This is a genomic window from Bacillus sp. EA-CB0995, from assembly GCF_055814245.1.
The window spans coordinates 3,237,244-3,250,341 of the sequence record NZ_CP169269.1; the positions used below are offsets into that span (position 1 = coordinate 3,237,244).

Below are 13,098 nucleotides of genomic sequence, written 5' to 3' on the forward strand. Positions count from 1 at the left end.
AACTTTCATTCCACAAAAATGCTGTAAATCCTACCGGCTAATAAAAAAATTCAAAAGAGAAAATTAGTAAATGTTATTTAGTAAAATAAAAAACAAAAGTGCTTTCCTTTAGCCAGAAAGCACTCTGTTTCTTAATGCGCCGATACGTCACTAATGCCATGTCCTGTATTCGACTTTACTAATATTTCATCAAATTTCGCGGCATCTTCTTTCTTACTAGATAAAATCGTCCCTAAATAGGCAGCTAAAAATCCAAGTGGAATGGAGATTATGCCTGGTGTTGTATATGGAAATAACGGCTCCCCAACAAAAATTGCTTTTCCAGCCACCGGATTCCATACATTCGGACTCAGCGCAACGAGGACAATAGCAGAAGTTAAGCCAACAAGCATACCACAAATTGCACCGGTCGTATTAAAACGCTTCCAATATATCGTGAATAAAATAACTGGTAAATTTGCACTCGCCGCAACAGCAAACGCAAGCGATACAAGGAACGCTACATTTAATGTTTGCGCAAATAACGCTAAAATAATAGAAAATACTGCAACTCCAACTGAAGCATAGCGCGCCATTTTCACTTGTTCTTTTTCCGTCGCTTTTCCGCGGCGTAAAATTTCATTATAGAAATCATGAGCAAACGCTGATGCTGCTGTTAACACGAGCCCCGCTACTACAGCTAAAATTGTCGCAAATGCTACCGCCGAAACGAAAGCAAACAAAAGATTTCCACCCAACGCTTGTGCTAACATTGGCGCTGCCATATTTCCAGCAGCATTCGCTTTTACAATCGCGCTATTCCCAACAAACGCTGCTGCTCCAAAACCTAAGAAGATTGTCATAATGTAAAAGGCTCCGATTAACCACGTTGCATATACAACAGATTGACGAGCTGTTTTGGCATCACGAACCGTAAAGAAACGAACAAGAATATGCGGCAATCCCGCTGTACCAAGAACAAGTCCCAGATTCAAAGAAATGGTATCTAAACCAATTTTATACTTCACACCTGGATTTAAAAATGCTTCTTTCAACGGTGTTGCTGTCTTCATTTGTGCAAACATTTCTGTAATACTAAAATTAAACTTGGCAAACACAATAATAGAAATAATAAATGTACCCGCCATTAATAATACTGCTTTAACAATTTGAACCCAGCTCGTTGCTGTCATTCCGCCAAAAATAACATATACAGTCATCAATATCCCAACAATCAATACAGCTGTTGTGTATTCAATTCCTAATAATAATTTAATAAGTGCTCCCGCTCCGACTAACTGTGCAATCATATAAAAAATCGAAATTGTCACCGTATTAAGCGCTGCTACTCCGCGTACTTTTCTTGCATCAAAACGTGCTGCAATCATATCTGCTAACGTAAATTTCCCAAGATTTCGAAGCGGCTCTGCAACAAGATATAATACAACTAAATAGGCTACAAGAAAACCAATACTATAAAAGAACCCATCAAATCCTGTTAATGCTATGGCTCCAGCAATCCCAAGAAAAGAAGCAGCGGACATGTAATCACCCGCAATCGCCAAACCATTTTGCCACCCTGTTAACCCACCGCCTGCTGTATAAAAATCGCTTGCATTTTTTGTTTTTTTCGATGCGTAGTACGTAATGACGAGCGTTCCAAGAACAATTACTAAAAACAATGTAAAAGCTGTTGTATTCAATATTTATCCCCTCTCTTTATCTACATTTTCAAGAATTTGATTCGATAGCCGATCAAATGATTCCGCTTTTTTGCTATAGATCATACACAATGCCCACGTCATAACGAACTGAGCAAATGCAAACACCCACGCCCATGTAATATCACCAAATACCGGTGTATTGAGCACTTTTGAATACGATGTTAAAATAGGCAGGGCAATAAAAAAACTAAAAAAGAAAATACTCATCGGTACAATAAATTTTTTCTTTGCTTGTAATAAATTTTGAAATTCAGCAGATTGTACTACTTCTGTGTAATTGATTTCACTATTTAATTTACGAGCAGATGATTCTTGTTTCACTTCATATCATCCCCTTTCTTCTCAATACGAATAGTAAAAAATCCCCTCCCTTGAACATCACATTTACTAAATTTTATAAATATTCAGAAACTTATTCTCATTGTAGACAATCTATTTTTATAAGCAAAGATTTTTCGATAGACAAATTACGTCATTTTTTACCATTTTTTAACTTAATATTTATTTCAATAAAAAAAAGCAGTGCTTATTGCACTACTTTCTCACCTTCCAAATTACGAGCTGTTTCACTCGTTTCGACATCTTTTCCTTCTTTATATGTCTTGAACATAAAATCGTAAAACGGATTCGATACCCCAAACCAGTAGTTCTCATTTTTATAATGATGTAGTATATGCTGCTTCTTTAGCCATCTTCCATATGGAGTCATTGGACGAATTGGTCGATGGGCAATGTAATGTTTCCATTCATATACTAAAAGCATGAAGATCATTCCAATTCCAAATGATAATGTCACCGTAATGCTAGAAGTAATACCGTATACAATACATAAATATATCGTAAATCCAGGAAGACTATACCACACGGGTAAAAATAATAACTTTAAATCATTCGGATATACGTGATGATCATAATGAAGACGTTTTAACATTTTTAATAAAAACTGATTCTTTGGCGGCTTTAAATGAAATAAAAAACGATGTGTTACATATTCATTAATTGTATAAAAAATAATGCCTGCAATGACAGCAATAGCTGCAGTTCCTGTAAACAAATTCATTTTCAAAATAACAATAAAACCAATTAAAATTCCAATCATAATGGCAATATCATGCTGAAAGAAAAACTCTTTTATAACTCTCTTCATCCCTATATTCCTCTCCTTAGAAAGCGGCCGTAACGTATTGTTATGGCCGCTTTCTTTATCTCTATTCTATTCCCATTATAAACTTACTTGCTTCTCCATTTTGATAGAAAAAATTACTTGAGCCAAATATATTCTGTTTCGGAATAATATGTTCCACTGCAAAAACTGTTACTTCTCCTCTTTGTACTTCTCCAATAATTAGCCCTAATATTTCATGATTTACAGCAAATGTCGGTTGTTTTGTTTGAAGTAATCGTTCAGCAGTTTGAAGAACAGCCTCGTATAATGGATTTCTGTCTGTTACTTCCTTTCGAATTTTCGGCGCTAATGTAATAATAATTTCTTTTTCATTTACTATGGTTCGATACATAAAAATCTCCCCTTCAATTTATATAAACAATTGTAAAGCTGTATACACAAAATGAATGTAACAAACGACTAATATAATCCTTGCTCCCCTGTAATATACCCGAATGCTTTGTGTAGAAGCAATGTTCTTTCAAAATGAGCAGAAAAAGCATTATTTAATGTATTTCTGAAAGAAATTCTCCTGCCTCTTCCTGTTTATATTCCATATTTTATTGTAAAATTCCTTGTTTTACACTTGAAAATCCAAGATAAAACAATAAGAAGTCCTATATAGCATATGAATGCTTGTATAATATGTGTATATAAACATAAAGATATTCCAAAATTGCAAAGTAACGCTAGATTTAATACAACATTAGAAGAGCTTTCAATTACTGTAAATATCCAAGTTGGTATATCGTCCTTTTCTCATCCCCCACTGATGGTTAACCAATCAGGCTTTTACGGGCAGCAAGACCGATGCATTCTCTCACCTCTTTATGTACAGCCTTTATTTAAAGTTATTAAAATTAGCATTTGTCCTATACATGATTTATAAAGCTAGTGTAAAAAATTATTTAAAAATACAAAAAGATAAAACCGCTTACTTGACTAAAATCTCCCATTTCATGTATATTTAAGTTATTATTTAGCAGAATATTCAAGAATATAACAATTTCAATTTTATGAATTTGTGAATGTTTTCTGTATTATTCACTAAATGAGAAAGTGATCATATTTAGGAGGCATCATAACATGCAAGGTAAAGTAAAATGGTTTAACAGCGAAAAAGGTTTTGGATTTATCGAAGTTGAGGGTGCAGACGATGTATTCGTACACTTCAGTGCAATTCAAGGAGAAGGCTACAAATCTCTAGAAGAAGGTCATGAAGTTTCTTTCGAAATCGTTGAAGGAAACCGCGGACCTCAAGCTGCTAACGTAGTAAAACTTTAATTCAACATATGACAGGAGGTTACCCATCGGTAACCTCCTTTGTTTATTCCTCTGTATATTTCTTTTTCTCAGAGCGAAAACTATGTGAAATGAGAAAATAAAGGAGGAGAAAACAATGGGTTTACCTGTAAACGATTTTGAAGAAGTAAAATTCCGCGTAGAAACTGCTCAAAAAATGGTTGGCTCCGCGACGGTCACAATGGATCCTGAATCATTGCAGCATGCTACAAATGCGGTTGAATCAGCTCGCCTTCAGCTGGAAACAATGAAAGAAGTAGCAACAGATTTAGATACACCATTTTTATTAGATCAAGAAGAAAAATTAGAGAAATGCGAGAATCAATTACAAGAAGCAAAGCATTAAAAAACATCCAGGGGGTTCTCTGGATGTTTTTATTATGTACGTAACGAACTATAAAGTGAAACTTCCATCAGTGTTTTTTCATCCCCCACTTATCTTCCTCGTTTCTCTCTAAATCTTGAGGTGGGGGTCTTACTGCCCCAAAATAGCAGGATAAAAACTACTGTAAGTTTTCTACATATAATCGTATAAAATTCCCTATCTCAACAAAGTAAATAGGGAATCGTTCAAGATAATCGGTTTCCATACTCCTTTAGCTTTGCTCCTATTGTGCATTGCCGAATGCAAAAGGAGTGGGCATAATATTTACTATGTTCTTTTCGAAAATGCTGCTGTAAAAAGCAGCCATCGCAATATGTTTCTAATAAATCATTCACTTCCGTAATGAGCTGCTTACGATCCACTCCTTCACACCCCTACTCTGTTATTTCTTTATGACTATCAATATCCGTTCCTTCAAGTGCTTGCGTTGCCAATTGATGAGCTTCTTTATTCTGTTTTCTAGAAACAGGTTCACATATCAGTTTTATTCTCATCTGTTTTGCTTTTTGTTCGACTTGATCTAAATAATGGATTAAATGTTCCTCATAACATGGCCATTCACCTGCTAATTGCTGGAGCACCACTTGAGAATCACCGCGAAGTATAACGGATTCATACTTAACTCCTAGCTCTTCTAGCACATTCATTCCGTATAATAACGCAGCATATTCCGCTTCATTATTATCATCAATTCCTTCTATGTAAGCATTGCGACGAATTCGATACGTTTTTCCCTGCTTCTTATAATAAATACTCACTCCCACGCCCGCTTCTTTCTTCTCAATATCGTACCCTCCATCGAAATACAATAAGAGATCTTGCGGCTCTTCTTCAACTTGTTTACTCAATTTCTTAACTTCTTTTAACGTCCACTCTGTCCCCATTTCATCATAAAACAACAGTTCTTTCGCTCTCCCTGTTTTTTCAAAGTCTGCTGCAAACTGCATCGTCTCTTCTAAACGAAGGTAATCTGTTTCAAGTTTGGTCTCTAAACCATGCTTTGTTCGATATAGCCAAGTTATTTTATATTTCATTTTGCTCCCCCTTTTACATACAAAATCAATACACTACCAAATATTACATGTTCATTTTATAATATTTTGTCTATGAGCACAGTATTCTATTCCGAATACATCACATCTCCGCACGATAAAGTGAAACTTCCATCAGTGGGTTTTTTCATCCCCCGCTGATGGTTAGTTGAACCAATCGGGCGCATGCCAGCAATTATCCCCCACCTATCTTCTTCGCTTCTCTCTGAGTCTTGAGGTGAGGGTCTTACTGCTCCAAAATAGCGGGATAAAATGAAACTCCTGCAAATATAAATTGAGGAAAAGAAATAAGAGTTGTCACTATTAAGTGAACAACTCTCTTATCCATCTTACACAAACTTTTCAAACTGCACTCGTTTATTAATAAAATACATAACAGGTGCTCCAATAGCCATTACAATAAATTCACCAATTGCACATGTTAGCCATGTAAACAAAAATGGTAAGTCGAATGCAAGATGTAGTTCAATCGCAATAAGGAACATTGTAACCGTAAAGACAACAGTATTAAAAATCATACGCGCCCATATCCCTTTTATAAAGCGCATAGAAACAATTGTACAAAGTAAGGCAATAATAGATTGCCCCACCCCAAATACAAGATCATATGCAATCATTGGTGAGAAAAAGAGGTTTGTTAAAAATACGCCTAACACAATCCCATAAATATATTTTTTATTGAACACAACAAGATGATTGAACATTTCCGAAATACGAAATTGAATATTCGTAAAACCAAAAGGCTGAATAAGCATGGAAACGGCAATATATAAAGCTGCTAAAATCCCGTTACCAACAAGTGTCTTAATTTTCATTGTATGATCTCCTTAGTTTTTTTACGTGGGATGGTTACGAACCACTTGAATATGCAAATGAACAAAATTACATTATATTTATAATTTGAATTCAAGTCAATATGGCAGAAGATGTATCAAATGACCTGAATTACAAAGGGATAGTCATAAAGTGAAACTTTAATCAGTGGGGGTTTTCTTCATCCCCCACTGATTATTAGTTGAACCAATCGGGTTTTTACGGGCAGTTTATCTCCCACCTAACTTCTTTAGAAAAGCGGAAGCGGCTCGTTCAGAATCGCAGGACGTTGGAGCCCCCGACAGAGAGGCGCTTTTTGCCTCGTCCGAGGGGGCGAAACGACCGGAGATTCTAGCCGCTAGAGCTGGACAATGCTTTCACCGAATTTTGAGGTGGGAGTATTACTGCCCGTTAATGCGGGATAAACTATCCTTTTCTTTTTATAGGACGTATAATAAAAAACATGAAAGATTTTGGAGGGATTATTCATGACAGCAACGATTCAAAACGAAAAAGTGATCGTTTCTATTTCTGAAAAAGGTGCAGAATTGCAAAGCATTCGCTTAAAAGAAGATCGTACAGAATATATGTGGCAAGGGGATTCAAAGTATTGGGGACGACGTGCTCCCATTTTATTCCCAATCGTCGGAAGATTAGTAGATAATACATATTATGTTGATGGAAAATCTTATTCGTTAACACAGCATGGATTTGCTCGCGATCTAACATTTACAATAAAAGAACAAAGTGAATCAAAAATTACATACGTAGTAACGAGTAATGAAGAAACATTACAAAACTATCCGTTTGCATTTGAATTACTCGTTTCTTATGAATTACATGAAACATCTGTATACGTAACATATGAAGTAATCAATCCAAACACAAAAGAAATGTATTTTTCAATTGGAGGACACCCTGGTTTTAATTGTCCTTTACTATCAAATGAATCTTTCACAGATTACTACTTATCTTTCAGCACTCTAGAGCACTTAGAAACAAGCGTATTAGAAGGACCGTTTCTTTCTAAAAATAAACTCATAGTAGCAGAAGAAACAACCGAACTTCCACTTACATACGATTTATTTAAAAACGATGCGCTTATTTTTGAAAACATGAACAAAAACGAAATTGCCATCCGCTCTCACAAACATAATAAATTTATTAAAGTAGCATCTGAAGGATTTCCATTTGTGGGTGTGTGGACACCTGGAGACGGCGCACCGTTTCTATGTATTGAACCTTGGTATGGCATTGCTGATGAAGTAGAGCCCGTAAAAGACTTTACAGAAAAAAAGGAATTCAAATGTTAAAAGCGAATGAAACATTTACATGCCGCTATGGCATTACAATCGGTTAATCGGAGGTTTTCAATTTGATTGAAGTGTACATTGATGGTGCATCAAAAGGAAACCCTGGTCCTTCTGGCGCCGGGGTTTTTATCAAAGGTATTCAACCGCCTGTGCAGCTTTCTGTTCCACTTGGAGTTATGAGCAATCATGAAGCTGAGTATCACGCATTACTTGCTGCATTAAAATATTGCACCGAACATAATTATAAAATTGTATCGTTTCGAACAGATTCTCAGCTTGTAGAACAAGCTGTTGAAAAACAATATGCGAAGAATCCCTTATATGCACCACTTTTAGAAGAAGCATTGCAAATGACCCAGCAATTTGATCTCTTTTTTATGAAGTGGATTCCAAGCAGTCAAAATAAAGTAGCAGATGAATTAGCGCGAAAAGCAATTTTAAAAAATGAACGGGGGTAGTGTATTGAAAAAAGAGTGGATTGCTCCTCTCGCATTGTTGTTCGTTGCCTTTATTTGGGGAGCTACGTTTGTTGTGGTTCAAAATGCTATGTCATTTGTCGGTCCATTTTCTTTTAATGCTGTACGTTTCTTATTAGCTGGACTTATTTTACTGGTTATTCAGCTCATTTCTATAAAAAAAATACCTATTAAACGTGCAAGGTATAGTAGCTTCGCTGGTATCATAGTAGGATTCTTTTTATTTATTGGTTACTTGTTACAAACATTCGGCTTATTATATACAACTTCTTCTAAAGCAGGATTTTTAACAGGGCTTAGTATTGTCATGGTACCTGTTTTATCGTTTATCTTTTTAAAGCAAAAAGCGAATATATTTATTGTACTCGGAATTACAGTAGCTACAATTGGATTGTTCTTATTAACAGCTGGAGATTCTTTTCAATTGAATATAGGAGACCTTCTGATCTTAGGTTGCGCTGTAGCATTTGCTGCTCACATACTTGTAAATGGATTCTTTTCAAAAAAGGTGTCTCCGCTATTATTAAGTACAACACAAATATTAGCAGTTGGACTCTTCTCTTCTATTTGTGCGTTTTTGTTTGAAGATTGGGAGAAATTATTTTCGCTATCATTATGGACGAATCGCTCATTTTTGTTTGCATTATTGCTAACATCGCTATTTGCTACTTCTCTTGCATTCTTTATTCAGACAACAGCACAAAAGTACACGTCACCGACCCGCGTTGCCATTATTTTCGCAATGGAGCCAGTCTTTGCTGCAATCACAGGTGTTCTTGTTGCGAATGAACAATTGTCAGTATCAGCTATCATCGGATGCATTTGCATTTTCTTAGGAATGATCTTTGTGGAACTCCCAAATAAACAAAAAAAGAAGCGCAGGCTGCATGAAGTTATGTTTGTAACTTCCGCATAAAAGCCACCGCGCTTTTTTTATCGGTAATTTTCTCTTCATTTAATCGTTCTAACAAAGCAATAAAGTAACTACCATCAAACTGTAATTGATGCTTAATCGTCGCTTCAATCGCCACATTCACAATTCTATCAGATGAACCTGTATATCCTTGACCAAACATAATAAATCCTTGTGCTTCCTCTGATAATTTAAATCCTTTTGTATGTAAGAATGAAAGGTAATCTTGAACTGTTTGCATGATGTCCCCACCTAATTTGAAAAATTCTCCACTCTCTATCATACATGTTTTCGAGCGTTATGAGAATGAATTTTCTTTGAAAACTGCTGTAGAATCTCCTGTTTTTCTGAAAAATAAAGTGAAACTTCTATTAGCGGTTTCCCCCACCAATGGTTAGTTGAACCAATCAAGTAGCTATCTTCTTCTGATCCCTCATAACCTTAAGGCGAGGGTATGACCACCCGCGAATAGCAGGATAAAAAATAAAATTCGTTAATTATTCATTTCATTTAGTTTAATGTTGAACTGTTTAAAAACGAACTAAATACATAGGAAGAAGGATTAGCAATGGCGAATAACGATTTACATACAACCACAAAAATCATGCAATCATTTTTAGAGATTCAAAAAACAATTGTTTCATTCACCCAACAAAATGCTGCTAGCTTAGGATTGACGGTATCTCAAATGGGGATTTTAAACACTATTTATACAAAACCAGACCTTACTTTAAAAGCAGTAGCAGAAATGCTTTCTTTACCTAAAAGTACAGTAAGTGTAAGTGTAGAGGGACTCTTTCAGCTCGGATTGGTAGAAAGAGCACAATCTCAAGAAGATCGAAGAGAACTCAAATTAAACGTCACTTCTGAAGGAAAAGAAATCACAAAAAAATCTATCGAAAATTCATCCTCTTATCGTGCAATGATGATTGCATTAGAAAAAATGCCACAAGAAGATATTCAAACTTTGTTACGTATTCATAGTCGTTTACTCACTCATTTACAAGAAATCGTTTACAAATAAAATTTTTTTAACATTCTTTCCAATAATAAGCTAGATAAACAAAGTCCTTTCAGGTTATCACTGAAAGGACTTTCGAATTAGCGGCACCTTAAGTGGCACTGTTTTAATTAAATGTATATTCAAGATTTATAGATTATCCCCTTATTATGTGGATTTTCCTACTCAAAAACTTTTTTCTCAGTTACTCACCGCTCCATATGATACATGTCGTTTTTCAATTTTTTCTTCAATTTCTCTTATATTCTCCTTATCATTCAATAATAATTGTTTATTTTCTATTAGTAATTGTTTAAAGGATTTTCTTATTTTTTTTCGCATACTTAATTTCCTCCTTGATTGATATGAAAGATTTCATTTATATAAAAGATAATTAATTATCTTTATTGTGTAATAATAAAAGATTTGTGTGAAATCCATTTGAATTTTAAATGAAAACTATGTATATTTTTTCATGAGTCAATATGTGTATAGCTTTGCGATTAAAACATAACTCTTCCAACAGTTTGTTTACTACCTTTACAATCAATCTAAAAAAACTAGATATGGTAGAAACCATATCTAGTTGAAATGTTTTAAATATAAATAATAACGCCCAATCAAATGTATAGTTTGATTGGGCGTTATCTATATTCTAAAATAAATCCTTTTCAAGAATCTCTTTTTATCCCGCATTAACGGGCAGTAAGACCCCCGCTGATGGAAGTTTCACTTTATAACATATTTACAAACATTTCAGGTCTGCCCCAATTCATTTGCTCACAAACGAATCGTATTTTCTCTATATCAATTGTGTGAAGAGCTTCTTCTAATTCACAAGAAATTGGCACTTCACAATGAATTTGTGCAAGTTGTAATGACATATGCAAATTGTCTAAGTCATTTTCAATTTTTGTACGCTGTGTTTTCGTTAATAGTGTAATGTTTTCTAAAACAGCTGTAACTGTTCCGTGCTCTTGAATGAGCTTATATGCTGTCTTTTCACCAATGCCCTTTACTCCTGGATAATTGTCACTTGAATCACCCATAAATGCCTTCGCGTGAACAATCTGCCACGGCTGTACACCTTTTTCTTCGATAATTTTTTCAGGCGTGTAATATTCATAGTTTCCAATTCCTTTGCGAAGGAGCATAACTGTAATATTTGTATCAACAAGCTGCAGCAAATCTGTATCACCCGTTAAAATAAACACTTCTGCTTCATTTTGATACGCTTTTGCTAATGTTCCAAGACAGTCATCAGCTTCATATCCTTTCATACCAATGACTGGAATAGATAAATGCGCAGTCATTTCTTGCACTAAATCGAATTGTGGAATTAATTCTTCTGGCGGTGCCCCGCGATTCGCCTTATAGTTTGAAAACGCTTCTGTTCGAAAAGTTGTACTCCCCATATCCCAGCACGTTACAATATGAGTCGGCTCAATTGTCCCAGACGCTGTTAATAAATGCTTCATATAACCATGAATCCCGTTTGTCGGAGTACCATCTTGTCTTTTCATAAATTGTCCGTAGACACTTGTTGCATAAAAAGCACGAAATAATAGTGCCATACCATCTACTAATAATACTTTTTTCATAATTCCTCTCCTAATGACAAAAATAAAAACCTCACGTCATGACGCAAGGTTGTAAATAATCAATGATGATTGTACTTTTTATTATACAATGATTTACTCCATTTAGCATCTATAAAGATTACTTACAATATTGATTTAATAGTTCCACATACGTATTATTTCCAGTTGAAACAACAACTGCCTTTGCTGTTCCATTAACAATATGGGTGCTTTTGTAGCATAAATTCTCAAGATAAAGTGGATTGTAATCTTTTATGCGTTTTAACGGCATAAATCGCTTTTTTCGATATGATAACAACTTTCATATTTTTCTACAAGCATTTCTTTTCCTGTTAAAGGAGATTCATCTAATAATAAATCTTTCGCGTAAATAATGCGGGCATCAGCTGGCACAGTATCACCTGCGGAAAGACAAATTACATCACCTGGAACCAATTCTTCTACAGGAATATTCATCATTTCAGAATCTGTATCTACTCCATTTGCTTTATCATTTACTAATCTTAAAACAGCAACTGTTTTTGATGTTGTTGCACTCGTTTGATTCGTATCCTTTTCAAACAGACTTACTTTTTCAATCAACTTCATCATGATATAAGCCAGCATGATTTTTTTATTTGCATATCGTTCATTTTTCCCATATTGCGCGATACGTTTTTTTGCTTCTTTCACGGAAAGACCATTTCTTGTTGTTTTAAAATAAGCATATACCGATTTCACATCTCGAATCGCAACTTCCACTAACATTTCATTGTTTTTCTGTAAAATTTCTTTCCCTTTGTGAGTTACGTTGTCTATCATTCCATCTCGTTTATTTACATATAACATCGTCCGTCTCCTCCTTGGCGTACGCAGGAAGAAACTTATTGTTTCTCGACTTATCTATTTACAGATATAGAGGGAGGAACAATTCGCTTCCTACCTACATGACGCATTCTTTTTTGAAATATATGGGTAACGGAACCGAGTCCGAGGCTGACATTGCTCCTCACCTCCTCATAAATTTATTTTTAGTTATGTATATTTGTACAACATACAGCCTTACTAAAAAGACCTTTACCCGGAAACGAGTAAAGGTCTGAACATACACAAATAAGCGAAGTTTAATGAAGCTGCGCTTTATAGCAGCTTATATTAAAAAAATCGCACCTCTCCCTCGCCGAGCTTTAGCACTGTATAGCATAGGTTCTTCACCAGCTACATTAAGAAAGACCTTAATTCGATCATTCCTGTTGACCCATTGGCGTCTCTCGACATTTTTGGGCAGTAGCATCTCTCTATACAGGAGCCTCACCTAACAGAGACATATTTAATTATATAGAAAATGTTACTCTTATTTAAAATAGATGTCAATACTTTGAATTCAAACTTTTCC

General features: G+C 35.0%; 15 protein-coding genes, 2 pseudogenes and 2 riboswitches. Of the genes and pseudogenes, 6 read left to right on the top strand and 11 right to left on the bottom strand.

Going from position 1 to position 13,098, the window contains the following annotated elements; all coding sequences use genetic code 11:
- Positions 1–131 precede the first annotated feature (131 nt).
- From ACEWFJ_RS16685 to ACEWFJ_RS16700, 4 genes are all read right to left on the bottom strand, one after another.
- Positions 132–1,682, bottom strand: a complete 1,551-nt coding sequence (locus ACEWFJ_RS16685) for a solute symporter family protein (protein ID WP_429719320.1) — start codon at positions 1,680–1,682, stop codon at positions 132–134.
- Between the two features lie 3 nt (positions 1,683–1,685).
- Entirely contained in the window at positions 1,686–2,024 is a 339-nt protein-coding gene (locus ACEWFJ_RS16690; protein ID WP_429719319.1) for a DUF485 domain-containing protein, read from the bottom strand.
- 205 nt (positions 2,025–2,229) lie between these two features.
- Complete coding sequence (locus ACEWFJ_RS16695; protein WP_429719318.1) at positions 2,230–2,850, bottom strand: sterol desaturase family protein; 621 nt, start codon at positions 2,848–2,850, stop codon at positions 2,230–2,232.
- Positions 2,851–2,911: 61 nt separating this feature from the next.
- The gene (locus ACEWFJ_RS16700; protein ID WP_429719317.1) at positions 2,912–3,220 is read right to left on the bottom strand and encodes a cytoplasmic protein; all 309 of its coding nucleotides are present in this window, start codon (positions 3,218–3,220) and stop codon (positions 2,912–2,914) included.
- A 734-nt stretch (positions 3,221–3,954) separates the two neighbouring features.
- Between ACEWFJ_RS16700 and cspD the strand changes: the two genes are divergently transcribed.
- Both cspD and ACEWFJ_RS16710 read left to right on the top strand, forming a co-directional pair.
- The gene (gene cspD / locus ACEWFJ_RS16705) at positions 3,955–4,152 is read left to right on the top strand and encodes a cold-shock protein CspD (protein WP_098310386.1); all 198 of its coding nucleotides are present in this window, start codon (positions 3,955–3,957) and stop codon (positions 4,150–4,152) included.
- 115 nt (positions 4,153–4,267) lie between these two features.
- Positions 4,268–4,516 carry a DUF2564 family protein gene (locus ACEWFJ_RS16710; protein ID WP_473689284.1) on the top strand — a complete coding sequence of 83 codons (249 nt, stop codon included), beginning with the start codon at positions 4,268–4,270 and terminating at the stop codon, positions 4,514–4,516.
- A gap of 224 nt (positions 4,517–4,740) precedes the next feature.
- Here the strand turns inward: ACEWFJ_RS16710 and ACEWFJ_RS16715 are convergent, their stop codons facing one another.
- From ACEWFJ_RS16715 to ACEWFJ_RS16725, 3 genes are all read right to left on the bottom strand, one after another.
- Positions 4,741–4,917 carry a zinc-finger domain-containing protein gene (locus tag ACEWFJ_RS16715; RefSeq protein WP_098310388.1) on the bottom strand — a complete coding sequence of 59 codons (177 nt, stop codon included), beginning with the start codon at positions 4,915–4,917 and terminating at the stop codon, positions 4,741–4,743.
- Between the two features lie 12 nt (positions 4,918–4,929).
- On the bottom strand, positions 4,930–5,589 hold the full coding sequence (locus tag ACEWFJ_RS16720) for a ribonuclease H family protein (RefSeq protein WP_429709379.1): 660 nt from the start codon (positions 5,587–5,589) through the stop codon (positions 4,930–4,932).
- Between the two features lie 347 nt (positions 5,590–5,936).
- Complete coding sequence (locus ACEWFJ_RS16725) at positions 5,937–6,422, bottom strand: QueT transporter family protein (RefSeq protein ID WP_429709378.1); 486 nt, start codon at positions 6,420–6,422, stop codon at positions 5,937–5,939.
- A gap of 6 nt (positions 6,423–6,428) precedes the next feature.
- Positions 6,429–6,473: riboswitch (PreQ1 riboswitch) on the bottom strand.
- Positions 6,474–6,908: 435 nt separating this feature from the next.
- On the opposite strand from ACEWFJ_RS16725, the pseudogene ACEWFJ_RS16730 reads away from it, so the two are divergent.
- The 3 genes and pseudogenes from ACEWFJ_RS16730 to ACEWFJ_RS16740 all read left to right on the top strand — a co-directional run bounded on the left by ACEWFJ_RS16730 (position 6,909) and on the right by ACEWFJ_RS16740 (position 9,125).
- Positions 6,909–7,780: pseudogene (locus ACEWFJ_RS16730) on the top strand (aldose 1-epimerase family protein).
- A 15-nt stretch (positions 7,781–7,795) separates the two neighbouring features.
- Complete coding sequence (locus ACEWFJ_RS16735; RefSeq protein WP_098309337.1) at positions 7,796–8,191, top strand: reverse transcriptase-like protein; 396 nt, start codon at positions 7,796–7,798, stop codon at positions 8,189–8,191.
- Positions 8,192–8,195: 4 nt separating this feature from the next.
- Positions 8,196–9,125: a DMT family transporter gene (locus ACEWFJ_RS16740; RefSeq protein ID WP_473689285.1), complete on the top strand. Its 930-nt coding sequence runs from the start codon at positions 8,196–8,198 to the stop codon at positions 9,123–9,125.
- On the opposite strand, the gene ACEWFJ_RS16745 is transcribed toward ACEWFJ_RS16740, so the two are convergent.
- Entirely contained in the window at positions 9,103–9,363 is a 261-nt protein-coding gene (locus tag ACEWFJ_RS16745) for a DUF6123 family protein (protein ID WP_098309339.1), read from the bottom strand. The genes ACEWFJ_RS16740 and ACEWFJ_RS16745 overlap by 23 nt on opposite strands.
- 327 nt (positions 9,364–9,690) lie before the next feature.
- Here ACEWFJ_RS16745 and ACEWFJ_RS16750 point away from each other — a divergent pair, with 327 nt between their 5' ends.
- Positions 9,691–10,146 carry a MarR family winged helix-turn-helix transcriptional regulator gene (locus tag ACEWFJ_RS16750; protein ID WP_473689286.1) on the top strand — a complete coding sequence of 152 codons (456 nt, stop codon included), beginning with the start codon at positions 9,691–9,693 and terminating at the stop codon, positions 10,144–10,146.
- Positions 10,147–10,323: 177 nt separating this feature from the next.
- On the opposite strand, the gene ACEWFJ_RS16755 is transcribed toward ACEWFJ_RS16750, so the two are convergent.
- The 3 genes and pseudogenes from ACEWFJ_RS16755 to ACEWFJ_RS16765 form a co-directional block, all read right to left on the bottom strand.
- Positions 10,324–10,464: an FbpB family small basic protein gene (locus ACEWFJ_RS16755; RefSeq protein WP_098309341.1), complete on the bottom strand. Its 141-nt coding sequence runs from the start codon at positions 10,462–10,464 to the stop codon at positions 10,324–10,326.
- A 392-nt stretch (positions 10,465–10,856) separates the two neighbouring features.
- A complete protein-coding gene (locus ACEWFJ_RS16760) occupies positions 10,857–11,723 on the bottom strand; it encodes a 5'-3' exonuclease (protein WP_473689287.1) in 867 nt (288 codons plus the stop codon).
- Positions 11,724–11,841: 118 nt separating this feature from the next.
- A pseudogene (locus ACEWFJ_RS16765) lies at positions 11,842–12,551 on the bottom strand (P-type ATPase actuator domain-containing protein).
- Positions 12,552–12,866: 315 nt separating this feature from the next.
- Positions 12,867–13,032: riboswitch (M-box (ykoK) riboswitch) on the bottom strand.
- Between the last annotated feature and the right edge of the window lie 66 nt (positions 13,033–13,098).

What these genes read in the sequence shown, in the direction of transcription:
- ACEWFJ_RS16745 (WP_098309339.1), bottom strand. Translation starts at nt 9,363, where the DNA reads ATGCAAACAGTTCAAGATTACCTTTCATTCTTACATACAAAAGGATTT.
- ACEWFJ_RS16760 (WP_473689287.1), bottom strand. Translation starts at nt 11,723, where the DNA reads ATGAAAAAAGTATTATTAGTAGATGGTATGGCACTATTATTTCGTGCT.
- ACEWFJ_RS16710 (WP_473689284.1), top strand. Translation starts at nt 4,268, where the DNA reads ATGGGTTTACCTGTAAACGATTTTGAAGAAGTAAAATTCCGCGTAGAA.
- cspD (WP_098310386.1), top strand. Translation starts at nt 3,955, where the DNA reads ATGCAAGGTAAAGTAAAATGGTTTAACAGCGAAAAAGGTTTTGGATTT.
- ACEWFJ_RS16725 (WP_429709378.1), bottom strand. Translation starts at nt 6,422, where the DNA reads ATGAAAATTAAGACACTTGTTGGTAACGGGATTTTAGCAGCTTTATAT.
- ACEWFJ_RS16750 (WP_473689286.1), top strand. Translation starts at nt 9,691, where the DNA reads ATGGCGAATAACGATTTACATACAACCACAAAAATCATGCAATCATTT.
- ACEWFJ_RS16695 (WP_429719318.1), bottom strand. Translation starts at nt 2,850, where the DNA reads ATGAAGAGAGTTATAAAAGAGTTTTTCTTTCAGCATGATATTGCCATT.
- ACEWFJ_RS16755 (WP_098309341.1), bottom strand. Translation starts at nt 10,464, where the DNA reads ATGCGAAAAAAAATAAGAAAATCCTTTAAACAATTACTAATAGAAAAT.
- ACEWFJ_RS16720 (WP_429709379.1), bottom strand. Translation starts at nt 5,589, where the DNA reads ATGAAATATAAAATAACTTGGCTATATCGAACAAAGCATGGTTTAGAG.
- ACEWFJ_RS16700 (WP_429719317.1), bottom strand. Translation starts at nt 3,220, where the DNA reads ATGTATCGAACCATAGTAAATGAAAAAGAAATTATTATTACATTAGCG.